19 protein-coding genes are annotated in these 20,582 nt (G+C 40.0%); 10 read left to right on the forward strand and 9 right to left on the reverse strand.

The annotated features are described in order from the left end of the window. Position 1 precedes the first annotated feature (1 nt). A complete protein-coding gene (locus ACH11B_RS03640) occupies positions 2–1,183 on the reverse strand; it encodes a formimidoylglutamase (protein ID WP_130855127.1) in 1,182 nt (393 codons plus the stop codon). Between the two features lie 103 nt (positions 1,184–1,286). Here ACH11B_RS03640 and ACH11B_RS03645 point away from each other — a divergent pair, with 103 nt between their 5' ends. Then, the gene (locus ACH11B_RS03645) at positions 1,287–2,252 is read left to right on the forward strand and encodes an NAD-dependent epimerase/dehydratase family protein (RefSeq protein WP_130855126.1); all 966 of its coding nucleotides are present in this window, start codon (positions 1,287–1,289) and stop codon (positions 2,250–2,252) included. 53 nt (positions 2,253–2,305) lie between these two features. Further along, a complete protein-coding gene (locus tag ACH11B_RS03650) occupies positions 2,306–3,598 on the forward strand; it encodes an HAD-IB family phosphatase (RefSeq protein WP_013664046.1) in 1,293 nt (430 codons plus the stop codon). A gap of 113 nt (positions 3,599–3,711) precedes the next feature. Here ACH11B_RS03650 and ACH11B_RS03655 read toward each other — a convergent pair whose 3' ends face one another. Further along, a complete protein-coding gene (locus ACH11B_RS03655) occupies positions 3,712–4,839 on the reverse strand; it encodes a TlpA disulfide reductase family protein (protein ID WP_013664047.1) in 1,128 nt (375 codons plus the stop codon). Positions 4,840–5,160: 321 nt separating this feature from the next. Here ACH11B_RS03655 and ACH11B_RS03660 point away from each other — a divergent pair, with 321 nt between their 5' ends. After that, positions 5,161–6,225 carry a branched-chain amino acid aminotransferase gene (locus tag ACH11B_RS03660; protein ID WP_041387921.1) on the forward strand — a complete coding sequence of 355 codons (1,065 nt, stop codon included), beginning with the start codon at positions 5,161–5,163 and terminating at the stop codon, positions 6,223–6,225. Between the two features lie 44 nt (positions 6,226–6,269). On the opposite strand, the gene ACH11B_RS03665 is transcribed toward ACH11B_RS03660, so the two are convergent. After that, positions 6,270–8,063, reverse strand: a complete 1,794-nt coding sequence (locus tag ACH11B_RS03665) for a hypothetical protein (protein WP_130855124.1) — start codon at positions 8,061–8,063, stop codon at positions 6,270–6,272. 72 nt (positions 8,064–8,135) lie between these two features. After that, a complete protein-coding gene (locus ACH11B_RS03670; protein WP_130855123.1) occupies positions 8,136–9,794 on the reverse strand; it encodes a hypothetical protein in 1,659 nt (552 codons plus the stop codon). Between the two features lie 309 nt (positions 9,795–10,103). On the opposite strand from ACH11B_RS03670, the gene miaB reads away from it, so the two are divergent. From miaB to groL, 7 genes are all read left to right on the forward strand, one after another. Further along, a complete protein-coding gene (gene miaB, locus ACH11B_RS03675; protein ID WP_130855122.1) occupies positions 10,104–11,534 on the forward strand; it encodes a tRNA (N6-isopentenyl adenosine(37)-C2)-methylthiotransferase MiaB in 1,431 nt (476 codons plus the stop codon). 70 nt (positions 11,535–11,604) lie between these two features. After that, positions 11,605–12,843 (forward strand): sigma-54-dependent Fis family transcriptional regulator, encoded by a 1,239-nt coding sequence (locus ACH11B_RS03680; RefSeq protein WP_013664053.1) that lies wholly within the window; start codon positions 11,605–11,607, stop codon positions 12,841–12,843. 28 nt (positions 12,844–12,871) lie between these two features. After that, positions 12,872–13,375, forward strand: coding sequence for an LptE family protein (locus ACH11B_RS03685; RefSeq protein ID WP_013664054.1), 504 nt, complete (start codon positions 12,872–12,874; stop codon positions 13,373–13,375). Between the two features lie 17 nt (positions 13,376–13,392). Beyond that, positions 13,393–14,394, forward strand: a complete 1,002-nt coding sequence (locus ACH11B_RS03690; protein ID WP_130855121.1) for a hypothetical protein — start codon at positions 13,393–13,395, stop codon at positions 14,392–14,394. A 12-nt stretch (positions 14,395–14,406) separates the two neighbouring features. Further along, positions 14,407–14,772, forward strand: a complete 366-nt coding sequence (gene secG / locus ACH11B_RS03695) for a preprotein translocase subunit SecG (RefSeq protein ID WP_013664056.1) — start codon at positions 14,407–14,409, stop codon at positions 14,770–14,772. Positions 14,773–15,003: 231 nt separating this feature from the next. Beyond that, entirely contained in the window at positions 15,004–15,279 is a 276-nt protein-coding gene (gene groES / locus ACH11B_RS03700; protein ID WP_013664057.1) for a co-chaperone GroES, read from the forward strand. Between the two features lie 103 nt (positions 15,280–15,382). Next, positions 15,383–17,020: a chaperonin GroEL gene (gene groL, locus ACH11B_RS03705; RefSeq protein WP_013664058.1), complete on the forward strand. Its 1,638-nt coding sequence runs from the start codon at positions 15,383–15,385 to the stop codon at positions 17,018–17,020. A 116-nt stretch (positions 17,021–17,136) separates the two neighbouring features. On the opposite strand, the gene ACH11B_RS03710 is transcribed toward groL, so the two are convergent. From ACH11B_RS03710 to ACH11B_RS03730, 5 genes are all read right to left on the reverse strand, one after another. Next, on the reverse strand, positions 17,137–17,625 hold the full coding sequence (locus ACH11B_RS03710) for a hypothetical protein (RefSeq protein WP_013664059.1): 489 nt from the start codon (positions 17,623–17,625) through the stop codon (positions 17,137–17,139). Then, complete coding sequence (locus tag ACH11B_RS03715; protein ID WP_013664060.1) at positions 17,606–18,034, reverse strand: phage holin family protein; 429 nt, start codon at positions 18,032–18,034, stop codon at positions 17,606–17,608. The genes ACH11B_RS03710 and ACH11B_RS03715 overlap by 20 nt, the downstream gene beginning before the upstream one ends. Before the next feature lie 6 nt (positions 18,035–18,040). Continuing rightward, positions 18,041–18,310 carry a YtxH domain-containing protein gene (locus ACH11B_RS03720; protein WP_013664061.1) on the reverse strand — a complete coding sequence of 90 codons (270 nt, stop codon included), beginning with the start codon at positions 18,308–18,310 and terminating at the stop codon, positions 18,041–18,043. Positions 18,311–18,415: 105 nt separating this feature from the next. Then, complete coding sequence (locus ACH11B_RS03725) at positions 18,416–19,459, reverse strand: AI-2E family transporter (RefSeq protein ID WP_013664062.1); 1,044 nt, start codon at positions 19,457–19,459, stop codon at positions 18,416–18,418. Positions 19,460–19,601: 142 nt separating this feature from the next. Next, complete coding sequence (locus ACH11B_RS03730; protein WP_130855120.1) at positions 19,602–20,384, reverse strand: enoyl-CoA hydratase/isomerase family protein; 783 nt, start codon at positions 20,382–20,384, stop codon at positions 19,602–19,604. Positions 20,385–20,582: the final 198 nt, after the last annotated feature.

Here is a 20,582-nt window from a genome sequence, read left to right on the forward strand (position 1 = left end):
ATCAAGATAGTTTCTGAAATGTCCGCCACCAAAGGTCGGGCATTTCGCCTTCTATGGCTAATAGATAATCTTCATATCGGCAAGGCACTAAATGAAAACGCTCGTTTACTGACTTTGTATTAGGGTAAGGCACCTGCATCCACCAACGATCTGTTTTTTTACTTTTTATGAAAACCAATTCATAGCTATCATCGTTTAATGAAGCACGATAAGTAACATAAGATGATTTTGGTTGTAGTGGAAAATCTTTCTTTCTGTTATAGAAGCCGTCAATAAAATACCAGATCATTTGGGCTAATAACATGGCAGTTTGTCCATTTTGATCGTATGCAGGATTAAACTCGTAAAAGCCGATAGAACTTAACTTATCACTCATCCCAGCGTAGCGACATAGCTGACAGGCTTCTTCACCATAGAAACCGTTTGGTGTTGCATTTGCATTGGCTGCAGCATCAGAAGAACGAACAGCACTGATATCGAAGCTTAATAAGTCGGCATTTCTGATAACAGGTTCTGCCTGATCCGTTTTTCCGGTAAACAAGCCAAGACGATAGGAATCAAAATAGAGCTTATCCATCACTTTCAGACTATCTTGACTTACGAAGTAGGTTTGATACCCTATGTTACTATAATTAAAAAGATAGTTCGGCTGGTGTAGTAATATTTTGGTTAGGTAGGTTTGTGACGTTGTTTCACTTTCATTTTCAATAGATTCGTCTAAGTCGAAATGTGAATCAATCACCACCAGGTCCACTTTTTGCTCGAGTTTTTCATAACCTTGGAATTGTGCGTAGGTCAGATCCTGCCCTCCTCCGATAATAATCGGAATAATGTTCTTTTTTATTAACTCTTCTACCACTATTTTCAGGGCAGCATACGTATCGCTTATCCGCTCACCTGCTTGTATGTTTCCAAAATCAGCAATTCGCAAGAGGTAATCACCGCGGTGCAAGCTATACAATTTTTCACGCACATGATCAGGAGCAAGTGCACACCCTTGATTAGCGATTGCTCGGCGATCTTCCGCTACACCAATGATGGCTAAATCAAAAGCCTCCTCTTCTTGATCCGGGAATTTCGTTTCAAAAGCCTTTATATGCGCTCCAAGCTGACTGGTCAAGAAGCCATGCGGAGGGGTTAATTGCTGAACATCAATAGGAGAAAAAAAATCGATCAATGACATGAAAAAAGGATTAGCTAATGCAATTTACTTTAAGATTGTGCAAATATCCATTTATTAACTTACTTTTGAAAGTATTAATGATCAATCTATAGGAAATAAGACGGTGATATTAGTTACTGGTGGAACAGGATTTTTAGGTTCAACGCTTCTTAGACGATTACTCGCCGAAGGAAATACGATTCGGGCGATCAAACGTCAAACTTCAGTCATTCCTAATGATCTTCTTACACATCCAAACCTGCAGTGGCTGGAAGCCGATATTAGCAATTATTTTGAACTGGAAGACGCCTTTGACGGAGTTAAGGAGGTCTATCATTGTGCAGCAATGATTTCTTTCGATCCAAAAGACAAAAAGAAAATCGTTGCAGTCAATAGCAGCAGCACGGCCCACATTGTCAACCTGTGTATACAATACGGTGCCCGTCTATTACACGTTAGCTCGGTAGCTGCTATTGGTAAGCCGAAGCCACCACAGCTGCTCTCCGACGAAAATGACATTTGGGAATTTGACGGTTCACAGAATGGTTATGCCATTTCAAAATATGAAGCAGAAATGGAAGTTTGGCGAGGCACGGTAGAGGGTTTGGATGCCGTCATCATGAACCCTTCGCTGATTATTGGTTGTCAAAGCGGCCAGGAAAACACCGGTGCAATTTTTAAGCTTTTGAAAGATGGCCTGCGGTATTACCCGGAAGGCAGTGTAGGTCTGGTGGATGTGGAAGACGTTGCCAGAGCCGCGATCATTTTAATGAACAGTAAGGATATCCAAGCAGAGCGTTTTATTATTAACAATGAAAATATGACGTACCAAGAGCTCTTCCGCATTTGCGCGAATTACCTTGGTAAACCTGCACCCAATAAATTAGCAACCAGGGGCATGTTGGGATTAGCATGGAGGGCGGCGAAGGTTTTATCATGGTTTACCGGCCGACAACCGGGATTAACGCACGACACTGCGCATGCGGCCCGTGAAAAGCAAGCCTATTCCAATGCAAAATTTAAAGAGAAGATAGGCTTTTCATTTAAGCCTATTAGCGAAACGTTAAAAGAAATTTGTGAACATATTTAGATAGGCGGAAGTTCTTCTCTCGCCTATCTTTAAAGATTAATCCCATTACGGACATGAAACATTATTACATCATTGATTTCGACAGTACATTTACACAAGTTGAAGCACTTGATGAATTGGCCCGGATTTCCCTTGAACATCATCCGGCCAGAGAATTGATCTACACGGAAATTGAACGCTTAACCAACGCGGCAATGGAGGGCAACATTTCTTTCCGAGAGAGCCTTGCGGGCCGAGTGAAGCTTCTCCAGGCTAACAAATCGCATCTGGAGAAATTGATCAGTACCCTCAAAAAGAAAGTGTCTTCATCTTTCTCTCGAAATCGTGTGTTTCTCCGTGAGCATAGTGAAGATGTATTGATTGTTTCCGGCGGATTTAAAGAATTTATAACCCCCGTAGTAACTCCGTACGGTATAAAAACAGAAAATATTTATGCCAATACATTCATTTTTGATGAGGATGGAAATATCGTCGGTTACGATGAGAGCAATCCCTTATCAGATGAGGGAGGTAAGGTAAAATTGCTCAAGACAATGAATCTTGACGGCACTATTTATGGTATTGGTGATGGTTATTCGGACTTCCAATTAAAAGAATCGGGTCTGATTGAAAAGTTCTATGCCTTCACAGAAAACATTGAACGCAAATCGGTATCAGAAAAAGCAGACCATATCACACCTAGCTTGGACGAATTTTTATACGTCAATCATTTACCCAGAGCTATTTCATATCCAAAAAATCGCATTCTTTGTCTTATTGTTGGCGACGTTCCGGAAATTGCTATCCATCTGCTTAGGAGAGATGGTTTTTCTATCCGCCATAAAGAAACATTAGAAGAGAAATATGTAAAAGATGTCGGAATGCTTCTTTTGGCGAACGGTATAGATATCACCGATGAGCAACTTTCGCAGGCAGAGAAACTGAAAACCATTGGCTATCTCGGAAACAGTAAAGGTCACATTAATCGGGAGCTATGTAATGAAATGGGAATCGTTCTTTTTGACGACAAGAAGGATAAAAAAAGAAGTGGCGAGTTTATTCCTAAAAGAATGGCCGACTTCATTAATAAGGGAGATACAGCCATGAGCCGTAATTTTCCAAACATGCAATTGCCACGCATTCATCAAGCACATCGTCTTATCCATATTCACAAAAACGTCCCGGGAATTATGGCGCAAATAAACAATGTGTTTGCTCAGCACCATATTAATATCGTTGCACAATTCTTAATGACAAAAGGAAATATCGGTTATGTAATAACGGATATTAGTAAAGGCTATGATGATACGCTTTTAAAAGAGCTTAGGCAGATTACTACAACTATTAAGCTTCGGATTTTATATTAGCGCCTTGTCTTTGAAAAGGAACGCTTTTGTTTTTCTTTTTTGCGGAAAAAAGAAAAACAAAAGCGTTCCTTTAACATAACATTCCTATGGCTTTCTCAAAGCGAAACTCTTTCCTATTGAAGTATTTCAGCTAATTTGGCATGCAGTTCTTCTCCTCGTAGATTTTTTCCGACAATTTTTCCCTGTGGGTCAATCAAAAAATTGGCAGGTATGCCTCGTACGCCATAGAGTTGAGCCGCTGCATTATTCCAAAACTGCAGGTCGGAAACCTGTGTCCATGCCAATCCGTCATCGGAAATAGCTTTTAACCAAGCATCCTTTCCATTTGGTCTGTCCAGAGAAACGCCCAAAATAGTAAAATTTCTATCTTTATATTTATTAAAGGCCGCTACTACATTTGGATTTTCCTGCCTGCACGGGCCGCACCAGCTCGCCCAAAAATCAATCAAAACATATTTACCTTTGAAAGAGGAAAGGGCCACTGGTTTGCCTGTTGTATCATTCATGGTAAATTCAGGGGCTTGCGCACCGATACTGGTACCTTTTGCTGCATTCAATGATTGTCCGTATTCTGCGCCTATCTTGCTTGTTTGTATGTCTTTTGACAGGCTACTATATAGTTGTTGTGCCTGTTCATAATCTCTCCCGGGATCCAGCGTAGATCGCAAGGTATACATACTAACTAATGAATTTGGTTTGCTCTTAATGAAATCACTTACAATTTGTATTTGCTTCTGTTGTAAACCTTCATAAAGTGCTTGAAACTTCTTCTGAAACTCTTCGGAGTTTCTTTCTTCATCCGATGCTCCATAATATACATTCATGATGTTTGCCTGATCAGCCTTAAGCACATCCATTGCCTTGTTTAAGGTGGATTGATCTACATTTAATGGAGTTCCGCCTAATGTAGCTTTACTTAATGAATCAGCCGATTGCACCGTAATCGTTCCTTTTTCCAAAAAGACAGGAATCATATCGGGTGCTTCCAGTTGCATTACAGGTTCCCCCTTATGGGCTAATACTAAAACAGCGTTAAGCGGCTCTTCTACTGCACCTTTAAACGAAAATGCGCCATTTATGACACTTGTGGAGTCAAGCTGATTAGCTCCGTTTAGGCGATAAGAAATATAAGCCTTCGCCGGAGCATTTACATTTCCTATATTTCCTTTAATCACATAATCTTGCTGTGCATTGGCCCAAAAAGGCAGGGCTGTTAATACACCAATTATTAGTTGTTTCATACATTTCTTTTTATACCGTATAACTTACCACCAAAATAAACAGTAAGTAAACTGTGTTTAACAAAGTATTTCCATTGCTTGTAACCTAAAACAAAAGGCACCCCCTTCTTTACAAAAGTAACATTAAAATTAGGGAACGGAAGAGGGAATGTTTTAATCGCTAAATTTTAGCTAACATGTTACAGAGATGCCTTTGCAAAACCCTTCTGAAAGAATAAACGGTCTTTTTTAACGCGATCGCCCCACAACATGCTACAAGTATTTGCCTTCTTTTCCTTTTTTTTCCTAAATTGCACGGCATACAACTTATATATTTTTACCGTGGCACATTCTTATGAAATTAAAGTTGAGTTAACGAAAGACTCACAATTAGCAAAGGTTGATTTTAACAACCTAAAGTTTGGACAAATTTTATCTGACCATATGTTAGTGGCGGATTACGATGATGGTGAATGGAAAGAGGTCAAGATTGTCCCTTATGCTAACCTTAGTCTGAGCCCTGCCACTTCAGCCCTTCACTACGGGCAGGCTATTTTTGAAGGCATTAAGGCGTATAAATTTGAAGACGGTCGTGTTAGCATTTTTCGTCCGGACAGAAATTTTGACCGCTTTAATAAGTCTGCCGTCCGGTTGGAAATGCCTGAAGTCCCTCGAGAGATCTTTATGGACGGGCTAAAGAAATTGATTGATATTGATCGCAGTTTTGTGCCACCAACTACCGGTGCGTCCCTTTATATTCGCCCGTTTATGTTCGGTACAGAACCGGCTTTAGGTGTTCATCCCTCAAAGTCCTATAAATTTGTGATTATTACGGGGCCGGTTGGCGCCTACTACAATAAGCCATTACGTGTAAAAGTAGAAACCTATTTTACCCGAGCTGCAGCGGGAGGTGTTGGCTTCTCCAAAAATGCCGGCAACTACGCCCTTTCGCTCTATCCTACTCGGTTAGCACAGGACGAGGGCTTCGATCAACTAATTTGGACAGATGCCAAGGAGCATAAATACATTGAGGAAGCAGGCACTGCCAATTTAGTATTTATGTTGGGAGATACGCTTATAACCCCAGGGTCTGAAACTGTTTTACAAGGCGTTACCCGTCACAGCATTATGGATCTAGCTAAGAGCTGGGGAATCAAAACCGAAACACGGGATGTAAGTGTCCAAGAATTAATCGAAGGCATAGAGACAGGCAAGGTAAGTGAAGCTTTTGCTGCCGGTACTGCTGCTACTTTGACACCAATCTCGGAGATAGGATATGAAGGTAAGATTTATAAGCTCAGCGACCCCGCCACCCGTGAGTTTTCGAACAAGGTATTGGACTATCTTAACCAGTTACGTTACGGTAAAGTTGAAGATCCTTTCGGTTGGAACTTCATTGTAGGATAAAGCTAACCATCGGCTATCGGAATCAGCTGATAGCCGATGACTAATCATTGACGTTTAAGACTGTCTTGTTGTTCTTTTTTTTCCTTTTTATGGAATATTCCTTTAAAGAACTTTTTGAGCTTTCCAACTGCCTTATCAGCCTCTTCTGCCGTAGCTGTTAATTTAGCCTCCCGCTTCTTATCAATTCCGACGCTAGCCTTGACCCCTTCAAAGAGGCTCTTCCATAGGAAATTAAAGAAGGAAGCGGTTAAAGGTCGCCTATAATTAATAGGCCCGGGGTGGAATTTCTCGTTCGCGTCGGGATTACTATCATTGATCAGAAATTTATTTGTTAGGATTGACACCATTCCATTTTTAGATTTTGACCCATCGCTCTCTTTGGTTATTATCTGTACCGCCAAGTTTCTATAAAAGAAGTCGACTCGTCCCACTGCTTTGTACTCATTCGCTTTTACATTAAAATGGAGTCGATCAAAATATCCCGACGATACCTCTACCATTGCCAGCGGTTTTGTTAACGGATTTAATGCTTTGGCATTCATTGCTGTTAATGAACCTTTATAAGTAAAAGCCCCGAGCTTATCAAGCATATTAAACCCGAAATTAATATGGAGTTTACCGTTGTTCATGAATTTCGAGTGAATATCAGCGGTCATATAGGGATTATGGATCAGCGCCAGCGAATCGTTCGTTATATTATAAAAAGTGCCATGTGTATTGTGAAAACTTACTGTTCCAATTTGCCCGCTTTTCAGATTATATTCTTGATAAGTAACCAGCGCTTCTTTTAGCGTGAGTGTGTCTATTTTAATCGGAAAAGCCAGTTTTCTTAACTCCTGGTGCGGGAATTTTCCGATTTTTTCTTTTGCTTTCTTCTTCGGATAGGCTGTATTTTGGTAGATTTCAACTTTTGATTTTCCAAGTACAACTTCGCCTGCATATAATCTCTGTTGTTTTAAAAATTTAAATAGGTCAATGTGCTTGATACTGATGGTATCAAATCGCAATTCAAAACGCTCTTTCGCTATTTTCGTTTTTTTATGGAAATCCACTTTACTATAACGGGGCATCATTTGCAAACCGCTTAATACCATCGTTCGATTAGTGGAAGTAAATTGAATTCCCTTTAAGTCGATATAATATAAACTATCACCGGTGGCAATGCGGTAGTCATTCATTTTAAAATCTACCGAGCGAGCATTATAAAAGCGCAAGCTATCTTCCTGAGAGGTGGAATCTACGCGCAGATCGGTGATGTCGATATTTACATTTTTCAAACGCGTCGTCTTCTCCTTCTTTTCGTTTCGATTGGTATAGGCAATATTTACGTTTTCGAACGCGATATGTTCAACGGTTAACTCATTTAGTATTTTTGAAATCTTTTGATATAGGGTACGCTGATCCTTCGGCTGAACCTTATCATTGTACGCCTGCGTTTGATTGACCACCTTAATATCCGGGTTTTCAATCATAATTTCATCAATATTGAGCTTCCTTTCTGTGTAAATTCGTTTGGGGTGAAAATCACGAATAGCTAACCGGGCTACGGAAATATCGTATATATTATCCGGGGCTTTTCGCTGCGCTTTCAATTCATTGTATACATTAGTATCGGGCGTGAGCTTAAAATTATACAGATAAGCATTTCCTGTTACCATGTTGAAGTCAAGATCATCATAAGAGACCTGGTATAAGCTGTCGCTCGAGCTCAAAACGATCTCGTGTATCTTTTCATTTAAAATAGGTCGCCAGTGATTTCCCAGATACCATAGACCAGCGATAACAACGAGTATCAGCGTTAACAAAATGCCGATCACCCACTTCCAAACGGGTTTCATAGATTTATTTCTTTCGAATGTATAATATGCAATCCATAACCTAAATATAGGCAAAAAGTTTGCGCTCACTTATCATATCTCCGGCAAGCCTAAATTAACTTTTAATCCGGAATAGAGCGCTTTCCACATTAAATTAAAAAAAGTCTTTTCCTGCGGGTGTTTATAATAGTGCCGCGCAATACGAGGCGGCTTCCCATCCTTTGAAGGATTGTTCGCTTCTATCGCTAACCAGTTTATAAACAAGGAGAGAAAGCCTTTTTTCTCCAGTTTGCCACTACTTGCATCCAGTACGGCGACTTTCAAATCATTATATAACATTTCCGTTTCGACATTAGCGCCATAACGATTTGCCGTTATATTGAATCGAACGGAATTCACATAACCCTTTTCAGCTCTCGCTAAAGTAATAGGCTCGAGCAATTGGTTATAAAAGCTTGCCGGTGCTCCGTCCAAAACCCCTTTATAGTGAAATGCGCCAAGTGTATCAAGCATATTAAAATCTATATTCAATGTGAGTTTTGGTTTTCCTAAAAAGAATGTTGAGAAAGATCCTTTAATCCAGGGATTTTGTTTAAGCTGCAGACTATCGTTGCTAACATGTTGCAAATGAGCATTTAAGTTGTTAAAGAACACCAATCCTGCTCTACCGGATTTCGGGTTTAGTTCCTTGTAATAAACATCCGTGTTTTTGATATAGATATTGTTAATTGTAATCGGTACTTTTAAACGTTGAAAAGCAAGGGATGGAAAATTATTTGACGCCGTCGTCTTTTTTTCCCGCATCCCTTTGTCGGCATACACACGGATAATTGCCTGATTAACAACAAGGCTATCCATTTTTAAACATCCTTCGTCCAGCCACCGTTTCAGATCTAGCCCACTAGCCTCAATCTTCGGAAAAAACATGTCATAACGATCTCTTTTATATTTTAGCGTCTTTGACCATTGCTTCTCCGTGTATTTAGGAACAACTGAAAACGAATCAATACCAAGCGTATTTTTTTCAGTAGAAATATCTAAACGGGCTAGTTGCAATTTATATAGCTCATCGTTCGATAAGTAGATTACTTTCTTGCCATAAAAACGAAAGCTCTCCACAAGTCCAAGCCTTGTCGAATCCTGCTGTTTAGCCCACTGGCCTAGTTTAATATTACTTGCATGAAAATTAATATTTTTTAGCCAAGTTTCCTTCTTCGACTGCATATCGATGGTGCGGTATTGAATTCCTGACAGGGTAATTTTCTTTATAACGATTTTATTTTTTATAGCCCGCAATTGCTGTCTTATATTTTTTCCATTTTTTTCCGTTTTAGATGAGATCTTGTATTGTATAATGATTGGCTGACTTACAATTACATCGGAGGCATTGATCTCTTTATGCCAAAGGAGCTTCAATAGCTTAAATCCGGCAACATTTATGTACTTTGCTTTTAGCTCAAACAAAGTTGTCTGTCCTCCTTTTTTCAATCTCCCATTCCTGGCCGTATCCGGTATTAAGTGAATATTCTTAGCTATAAACTGGCCTCTCCATAAGTTTACCTTAGTATATCCGAAATGGATTTGATATAGCCCTTCACTTTCTTTGCTTATGGCTGATTGTAAACGTTTAGGCAGCTTATCTTCAATAATTTGCTCTGCAATTAAAGCGCTTATTAAAAAAACAAGGAGGGCGAATCCTACCCATAACCACCCTTTCGTACCCCTTCTTTTTCCTTTTATTGGTTCTGGCATATAGTATGATTAACACGTCCTAATTGCAAATAAATGCTACCTTGACGAATAGGTTTAATATTACTAGTAAAATAAAAACACATCTAAGTTAAATATCTTCTTTTCGATTAACACCGATTTATACAGATTGTTCGCAAAGGTTGGTAATGTCACTTCATTCAAGCAAGAAGTAGCCTGATGATCGTATTTTAGTATTCGTCTATACCGCGGCGCTGTTAATGCTATGAATAACCACCTTTCCAACAATAGCTGACAAAGTGTCATTAAAACCAAAATTATTTCGTAGTTTTGTAGCCTTAAATCATGGCCATGATAGAGACAGAAATGAGTTTAAAAGAACACGACGAATCGCGGCAAGGCGAAGCAGTAATGTTATCTGATAATAAAGAGCAAAATGGACGCAAACTTTATATTGAAAGTTATGGTTGTCAAATGAACTTTGCTGATAGTGAAATCGTTGCTTCTATACTACTGGATAAAGGTTTCAGCACTACTCCCGATTATAAAGAAGCGGATGTAGTTTTTATCAATACATGTTCCATTCGCGAAAACGCAGAACAACGCGTGCGCAACCGCCTAAAAGAATTTGAATCCGCTAAACTAAAAAAGCCGGGAATGATTGTAGGTGTACTGGGATGTATGGCCGAGCGTTTAAAATCAAAATTCTTAGAGGAGGAAAAGCTAGTTGATGTAGTTGTTGGACCGGACGCCTATCGGGATTTACCCAATTTAATCGAAAAAGTAGATGATGGTAGCCGGGCTGTTAATGTGTTACTCTCGCGCGAAGAAACCTATGCTGATATCAATCCGGTACGATTAAATACCAATGGCGTTACTGCGTTTATATCGATCATGCGCGGTTGCGACAATATGTGTTCCTTCTGTGTAGTACCTTTTACCCGTGGGAGAGAACGCAGCCGTGACCCCTATTCTATTGTTAAGGAAGCGCGAGACTTATTTAAAGCCGGTTATCGGGAAGTTACTTTGTTAGGACAGAATGTGGACTCCTATAAATGGTCGCCTCAAGAAGACGATGCTGCTGCAAATCATACGGCGATTACTTTTGCAAAATTACTGGAAATGGTGGCAGCTGTTGACCCCTTACTCCGCGTACGATTTTCCACCTCGCATCCCAAAGATATTACCGATGAAGTGCTATATAGCATCGCTAGGCATGAGAACATTTGTAACTATATACATCTACCCGTTCAATCAGGCAATAGCCGGATACTGGAACTAATGAACCGCACTTATGATCGCGCATGGTACATAGAACGTATTGACACCATAAAACGAATTATCCCTGACTGTGCGATATCGACAGATGTGATTACCGGTTTTTGCAGCGAAACGGAAGAAGAACATCAGGATACACTTTCCATGATGGACTATGTGCAATACGATTATGCTTATATGTTTGCCTATTCGGAACGTCCCGGAACACTGGCTGCCAAGCGTTACGCTGATGACATTCCGGAAGAGATAAAGAAGAGAAGATTAACAGAAGTAGTAGAGAAACAACGGGCACACAGTCTTTTCAGGTTACAGCAACAGGTCGGAAAGATACACAAAGTTTTGATAGAAGGTTTTTCAAAAAGATCTGACAAGGACTATTGCGGTCGTAATGATCAAAATGCCATGGTTGTTTTTCCCGTTGATGCCCGATATAAAGTTGGCGACTATGTCAATGTAATGGCAGAGACATGCACATCAGCAACCTTAATCGGTAAGATTGTTTGATAACGCATCTATATGTATCCAGTAGGATTGGCAATTCAATTCTGTGTGGCGTAAAATATTAGTAGAACAAATGGATATACAAGATATTAAGAATAGATTTGGTATTATCGGCAATTCGCCTTTATTAAATAGAGCCATTGATGTTGCTAGACAGGTGGCTCCAACCGACATCTCTATTTTAATCACCGGGGAAAGTGGCAGTGGTAAAGAAGTATTTTCGCATATTATCCATCAATTAAGTAGCCGAAAACACGGTGCTTTTATTGCTGTAAACTGCGGTGCTATCCCCGAAGGAACGATTGATTCCGAACTATTTGGACATGAAAAGGGTTCCTTCACAGGTGCTCACGAAGCAAGGAAAGGTTATTTTGAGGTAGTCAACGGTGGAACCATCTTTTTAGATGAAGTGGCCGAGCTCCCTTTAAGTACGCAAGCGCGTTTATTACGCGTGCTTGAATCCGGTGAGTACTTGCGGGTAGGCTCGTCGAAGGTACAGAAAACCAATGTGCGAGTGATTGCCGCAACCAATGTAGATGTTTATGATGCGGTAAAGGCCAACAAATTCAGAGAGGACTTATACTATCGCTTAAATACTGTTCCGTTACGGATCCCGCCGTTACGAGACAGAAGGGAAGATATTCATTTACTTTTTCGCAAGTTTGTTGCGGATTTTACGGACAAATATAGAAGTCCGAGTATTCAGCTTACCGATGATGCCCAACAATTGTTAAGCAATTACAATTGGCCGGGTAATGTAAGGCAATTAAAAAATATTGCGGAGCAGATCGCCGTACTTGAAAAGGAGCGAGTGATTACTGCACAGATATTACAAAGCTATTTACCCAACGAGCGGACAAGCACCTTACCTATGCGGTTAGAGAACAAAGCCAACGAAGATTTTTCAGAGAGAGACTTGCTGTATAAGGTTTTGTTTGACATGAAGAAAGATATGGTGGAATTAAAAAAATTAGTTGTTGAGCTATTAAAAAATGGCATCAATTCCAATACTATTTCCGACAATTCTCCGTACTTAAACCAATTATATCGGGAAGTGCAGCCAAATACATCATCAAGCAATGAAACCTTCTCACCATTAACGATCCATCAACCCCCTGCAAATAAAGAGAATTTTGAAATCGCTCCCCATGCAGAAGAAATAGAAGAATCGTTATCGTTAGTAGAAAAGGAATCCGATTTAATTAAAAGGGCTTTAAAAAAATATAAAGGTAAGCGAAAATTAGCGGCTCAAGAACTTGGAATTTCAGAGCGTACGCTGTATCGTAAAATCAAAGATTTGAATTTAAGTTAAGAGTTCCCGATTGCCAGAAAGTAAAAAGATGCTTAGAGCTGTTAGATTATCATTTTTATTGGTCCCGTTTTTAGTGCTTCTCCAGTCATGTGGAGTATATAAACTTAACGGGGCATCCATTCCCGAAGGAATGAAAACCTTTAATGTGCAATTTTTCGAAAATTCTGCTCCCATTGTGGTGCCTTATTTAAGTCAGCAATTCACCGAGGCATTAAAAGAGCGTATTCGCAACCAATCGCGATTAAGCCAAGTGACCTCCGAGGGCGATGCCATTTTTGAGGGACGCATTACCGGCTATGCCATTACTTCGGCAGCGGTTGGGGGTCAAGATCGCGCGCAGGCCAATCGTTTATCGATTACGGTGAGTGTAAAATACGTTGATAACATCAAGCCGGACAACAGCTTTGAACAGAGCTTTACACGCTATCAGGATTTCACCGGTACAGTGCAGGCGCAGGAGCAAACGCTTATTGAAGCAATCAATAGACAGTTAACCGAAGATATTTTTAACCGCGCTTTTGCCAATTGGTAAGCGTAAAATCGTCGACAGTGGAGCAACAATCATTAAGACATAAATTTAATGGATTACTGGCAGATTCTACCCAGATGAAGCAAGAAGATTTGGCATTACTTCTGCAAGCCTATCCTTACAGTCATATCTTATGGTTTTTAGAAGCTAAACGCTGTTCACAGGACAAGGGTGATCAACAAGCTATCTTTAAGAAGGCAGCGCTATTTGCAAGCGATCCGGAACAGCTCTATAACTTTATTTACAATTCTCCTTTAAATGACCTTACGTTAAGTCAGGACGATGCTGTCGCAAAACTCGATCAGGTTTTGGGGCAAGACCGCCTTAAGGAACATGCCGTGGAAAGTGCGTTTATTTCCGAAGCAGCCATTGTAGAAGAAGATGTAATTGATGAAACCACTGAATCTGCGGACGAGCCTGAGGTTATATATACAGAAGAAGACCAAAGAGTACCAACAGGTGTAGCCCCCCCTTCTCCTGAAGAAACAGAAGCCTCTAGAGAAGATGTTTCGAAATATGACGACGATTTAATGCCGTACACGTTTGTATGGTGGCTTCACAAAACTCGTTTAGCTTATGCGGACACTTATCAACCTTATGCCACAAACCGAAAGCCTTCGTTAAAAAAATTACAAAACGATATTAGTGATTTGGTGTTAGATCAGCAGATCCGAGAAAACATCTTTCATTTGCAGGAGCCTGAAGAAAAGCTAAGTATTAAGGAAAGCAGAACCATCACTTTTAAGGTTCCGAAAAAAACCGATGAGATTATCGAACGCTTTATTAAAGAAGAACCGCAGATTCGACCTCCCCAAGCCAGTCAGATCACACTCGAGAATAAGGCTAGGCAAAGTGCCGAAGATCAATCTAACTTTGTTTCGGAGACCTTGGCTCAAATCTATGAAGAGCAGGGGCTTTATCATAAGGCAATCGATACTTACATGAAATTAAGTTTGAAATATCCCAAAAAAAGTGCTTATTTTGCCGACCGTATTAAAGCGTTAGAAAGTAGAATTAATTAACCACATAAAGAAATGTATACATTACTTATCGTATTAACCATTTTAGCCTGTGTGCTTTTGGTATTTATTGTTTTAATCCAGAATCCGAAAGGAGGTGGCTTAGCCTCAGGTTTTGCCGGGTCCAACAACCTCATGGGCGTGCAACGCACAGGAGATATTTTGGAAAAAGGGACATGGGTTTTGGTAATTGCGATTATGGTATTTTCGCTATTGTTGAATATTACGAACCCGGGCGCGGGTACTGGCTCTAATCCCGGATTAGAACTGCAAAAACAAATTACACCGACGGCTACACCGACTGCTCCTTTACAGAAACCGGCGACGACTCCGGCTACTCCGCAAGGGCAGAAACCAGCGTCTGTCGACACTACCAAGTAATTATATTAAAACCCGTAAAAAAACAAAAGGGCATTGCACATTCTGCACTGCCCTTTTTTCTGCCAAATATTCAGCCAAGCTGACAAGTTGAAAATAAATTTCTATTATCACGAGCCTTCGAAATGAAAAAATGACAACAAAAATCGTCTTTTTGATTTTGGCACAGTTCATGACTTAAAATTTCCCGGAAACGTTAATCTAATATTAAAAACAATAATATCTAGTACAATTATGGCATTAAGTATCAAACCGATTGGAGACAGAGTAGTAGTAGAAGCTGCTGCTGCTGAAGAGAAAACTGCATCAGGTATCTACATTCCTGACACCGCCAAGGAAAAACCGCAACGCGGAACCGTTGTTGCTGTTGGCGAGGGAAAAAAAGATGAGCCTATTACTGTTAAAGTGGGCGACCAAGTGCTGTACGGTAAGTATGCCGGAACAGAAATAACCTACGAAGGAAAAGAGTATTTAATTATGCGCGAATCCGACATCTATGCTATAATCTAGTCAGTATAGCTTTTTAGAATAGATTAAAACGAACATTAACCATTAAAAGCGCGTATAATTAACTAGAGAAGATCGATGTACGCAATTTTAAACTTTAAAAACTATGTCAAAACAGGTAAAATATAACGTAGAAGCGCGTGATGCCTTAAAAAAAGGTGTTGACATCTTAGCAAATGCTGTCAAAGTAACATTAGGTCCAAAAGGACGCAATGTAATTATTGAGAAAAAATTTGGTTCGCCTGCCATTACTAAAGATGGTGTTACTGTAGCGAAAGAAATCGATTTAAAAGATGCGCTAGAGAACATGGGTGCACAGATGGTGAAAGAAGTAGCTTCTAAAACCGCTGACCAAGCAGGGGACGGAACAACAACGGCTACAGTTTTAGCACAAGCCATTGTGACTGCAGGTATTAAGAACGTTGCAGCCGGTGCTAATCCAATGGATTTGAAACGCGGTATCGACAAGGCTGTTGCTACTATTGTTGAAAATTTAAAAGCACAATCGCAAACAGTAGGAGAAGACAATAGTAAAATTAAACAAGTTGCTACTATCTCTGCAAACAATGACGAAGTCATTGGTGAATTGATTGCAGAAGCGATGGAAAAAGTTGGAAAAGACGGTGTTATTACTGTAGAAGAAGCGAAAGGTACTGAGACAGAAGTAAAAACCGTAGAGGGTATGCAATTTGACCGCGGTTATTTGTCGCCTTATTTTGCTACCAACACGGAAAAGATGGAGGCCGAGCTTGAGAATCCTTACATATTGATTTATGACAAAAAAATCAGCAATATGAAAGAGTTGCTTCCGATTCTGGAAAAGCAAGTACAGACAGGCAAGCCGCTATTGATTATCGCTGAAGATTTGGATGGCGAAGCATTAGCTACATTGGTAGTTAATAAAATTCGTGGTTCATTGAAAGTTGCTGCCGTTAAAGCTCCTGGCTTTGGCGACCGTCGTAAGGCTATGCTTGAGGACATCGCGATCTTAACAGGTGGTACCGTAATCTCGGAAGAAAGAGGTTACAAACTAGAAAATGCAGACCTTTCTTACTTAGGACAAGCTGAAAAAGTTGTTGTTGACAAAGACAACACTACTATTATCAACGGTTCAGGTGAGGTAGAAACCATTAAAGGTCGCGTTAACCAAATCAAAGCGCAAATCGAGACGACTACATCTGACTATGACCGTGAAAAACTGCAAGAGCGTTTAGCGAAATTAGCAGGCGGTGTGGCTGTACTTTATGTTGGTGCTGCTACAGAAGTAGAAATGAAAGAGAAGAAAGACCGTGTAGATGATGCTCTTCACGCAACACGCGCAGCTGTTGAAGAAGGTATTGTTGCAGGTGGCGGTGTAGCCTTTATCCGCGCTATTGAGTCTCTTGAAAATCTTAAGGGAGAAAGTGAAGATGAGACCACAGGTATCAACATTATTAAACGTGCTATCGAAGAGCCGTTGCGTACAATCTGTAACAATGCTGGCGTAGAAGGTTCTATTGTTGTACAGAAAGTAAAAGAAGGTAGCGGTGATTTCGGTTACAACGCTCGCTTTGACAGATATGAAAATCTAATTAGCGCAGGTGTAATTGATCCTACGAAGGTTTCACGTGTTGCCTTGGAAAACGCAGCTTCAATCGCTTCGATGCTCTTAACGACCGAATGTGTATTAGCAGATGAGCCAGAAGATGAGAAAGCTGGTGCCGGTGCTCCTCCAATGGGTGGTGGCATGGGCGGCATGATGTAATATAAATCATTCCCATAAAAAAAAGCCATGGTATAAATATCATGGCTTTTTTTATGGGAAATATGTTATTAAGTTGTTAGCATCAGCACTTTCCAAGTTACTGCTTCGGCAGTTAGCTAATACGTTTCACTATCGGGCGGGATACCGAAGTTATAATCACTTCGCCTATTTTTTCCGGATTTTGCAGTATGGCTTTTCTTTGTAGACTTTCTTATCCACGACGTAATGGCATCGACCCCTTGAGCGAGGCGTTCTTTATTAAAGAACCCAGCAGCTTGGCTTGAGAGCAACCCCATTAAAATACGTTTGACATAACCTGCTTTTCTAAAAAAGACGCGATTAACAAGGAAAGGTAACCCTACCCGCAAGCTCTTTGTCAGCCAATCGCCTTGAAAAGCTCCCCCTTTTGTACCAATGTTGCTAAACAAGCTCGCCGTATTGGGAAGAAAGGCAAACATGTTTTGAAAAAAATGAACGGGCTTATTGATTTTATTCTTCAGGATCCCAAACTGATGCTCCAAATAGGCTTCCTGTTCCATCTTTACTGTCTTCAATCGTGCAATTTCAGCTTGTAGCTCTTCTATATTAGTTATTTTGTTCTTCATCGTCATCGTCTTTACGTAGACTAATAAAAATTTTTATAAAAACATTGGCGATCATCTTTTTGATCGTTTGTCTAAATGCTGCTACAAGCAATATGAGTAAGATGAACACCAATCCGGTGACGGCAAAGCCCAATGCGTAGCTATCTAAAAGCTCCCCAATAAAAAAAGCGAGCGCCATACTTAGATAGAATACCACAAAAAAAGCAAATAAGAGGCTTATACCACTAACAGCAATTCCGGGAAGTATTTTGGAAATGCGTCCAACAAATTTTAGATAAGCTAAGTCAGTATAGTTTTCTACATATTCTTTTAGCTTCTGGACAACACCTTTAATTGAAAATGTATCTTTTTCTTCCATAGATAATATTTTTCCATTATAGATGCTATCAACATCTATAATGGATTTCATTTATATTCACGCATGTTCTTCCAATGCTTCTTCCACGCTCGCCTCGCCTTTATTCACTTTTGACTTGATTGTAGACACTAAACGTTCTTTCAAATCATTAAACTGCTCCACCTGTTCTGCTGTGCGCTCTTTAATTGCGTCGCCCAAATCTTTTAAGGAGTCGCTTAGTTTATCTCTAGTATCAGAGCCTTTTTCAGGTGCGAATAAGATTCCTAACGCTGCACCCGCAGCCAAGCCTGCTAGCAAAGCAGCTACTATTTTACCATTATCATTCATGACTTTTAAAAAATTAATGTTAATTATCAACTAATAGTTTTTAAAGGCTACCTGAAGCGACCTTATATATATACAAAATAACAAGCAAACAGTTTGCCAACAATACTAATTGTCATTATTTTTTTTCCTTAAGCGCATTTCAGCCAACTTGTTTGTTTCATAAATTTTCACAGTGATCAAGAAATAAGAAAGCAGCAATGGCCCGAAAACAAGCCCCATAATGCCGAACATGGGAATTCCTATAATAACCCCTACAATGGTAATAATGGGATGGATATCGCCCACACGCTTTGCAATTACCAAGCGAAGTACATTATCGATATTCGACACTAAAAGGATGCCCCATAGCAGCATGGCGATTGCATTGAATGTATCGCCGTCTATAAATTTTATGATACAAGCAGGAATAAAAACCATGGGAGCACCTACCACTGGAATAAAAGACAGGATAACGCAAATCACTCCCCAAAATAGAGGATCAGCGAAATCAAACATCCAATATCCAAAGGCGACGGCACCTCCCTGTATTACGGCAATCAGACCTTGACCTAGCACATTCGAATAGGTAATATTTCTTAATTCCACACCGAAGCGTATTGCGTTCTCATCCGAGAATGGGGAATAACGCAATACACCTTTCTCAAACTCCCTACAGCCTACAAACAGAAAATATAGTAGAAAATACATGACCGAGATGTCGAGCAAAATATTGGCGGCACCACTTAAAATAGAAGTCATCAGATTTCCCGCATAAGCCACCCCTCGTTGCAGGTTATTCGTTATCAAATCCGGCTGTTGTAACTTATCTCCTAAAAAGCGGTTAATCTCGTCGATTACCCGTTGGATTTTATCAGGATGTTTGGTGAGCTCTATTACTCGTTTGGCAATCATGTTAATGAGGCCATAAAAAGGGAATACAATAATAAAAAAAGAAGCAATGATGATCAATACCGCTGAAATTGATTTCCGCCATTTCAGTTGCTCTGTTAAGTACAGATTTAGCGATCTGAAGATGGTGTACATAATCATAGTTGCCAGCAAGGCACCGAAAATGCCTCGTAAAGAATATAGAATAAATGCACCTAGCACAACGATAATCACTAAAGTGATATTATTCCGCTGTTTCTGATCGAACAAAGCTAAAGACATGCTTTTTTTAAATTCAAAATTAAAAATTAAAAATTAAAAAACTTGCCTCCCGTAGGGATGGTAAAAACTGACCTGGGTAATCAGGTGAGCTCATTTATGGTTATAAAAAGTAAAAGCAGTTATGCAAATACTTGATATCTCATTATTCTTTAGGAAATTGGGGTTGTCGTCTTTCAAGAAATGCAGCTACGCCCTCCTGAAAGTCAGCGGTTGCGAAGCATTTAGCAAATTCATTAATTTCAACATTAAACCCTTGCTCGCCAGCTACTAGGGAGGCATTAATTGCTCGAATGGCTGCGGCTACGGCACGTGGTGATCGCTTTGCTATGTCATTAATGATCTCTTCCGACTTGCTAATTACTTCGTCAGCCGGTACCACATGGTTAACTAAACCAATCTGCAAAGCCTTTTCAGCATTAATCATATTTCCGGTTAGTATCAGCTCCATCGCATTTCCCCTGCCTACTAACTGGGTTAAACGCTGCGTTCCCCCATATCCCGGGATTAGCCCAAGAGAAACCTCAGGCAAGCCCAAACGTGCGGTATGACTAGCAATGCGTATATGGCAGGCCATTGCAATCTCAAGCCCACCACCCAATGCGAACCCATTGATAGCCGCTACAATGGGCTTTTCTGCATGATGAATTAAGTTAAAAACCTCCAATTGCCCCTTAGTTGCCAGATCTCGACCCTGCGATTCGTCAAAGCCGGCAAATTCGCTGATATCGGCCCCTGCCACAAAAGCTTTTTCTCCGGCCCCGGTAATAACTATACCGGTTACGTTTTTATCCTGCAAACCTGTTGTAATTGCCTGGTTTAATTCTCGCAGCGTATCTCTATTCAATGCATTAAGCTTCTGTTCACGATTGATGGTTATTTTCAAAATCTCTCCCTCAATCGTCGTTAACAAATATTGATATGTCATATGAATTTCAGTTTAGTTCCTAACAATCAAACGAGCGAATGTTTTTAAATTCTGATAAATATAAAGCCTTCTCGCTTCGTTTTATATATAAAACTTCTGTTTTGACATTTTTCTTAGTATCCTGTTATTAAATTGTCAGAATAGTTAAAATATTTCTTACAATGAATGAGTTTTAAGATATTTATTGTATTTTTGTCA

This window comes from Olivibacter sp. EAT-5 (assembly GCF_044784325.1).
GTDB classification, from domain to species: Bacteria; Bacteroidota; Bacteroidia; order Sphingobacteriales; family Sphingobacteriaceae; genus Olivibacter; species Olivibacter oleidegradans.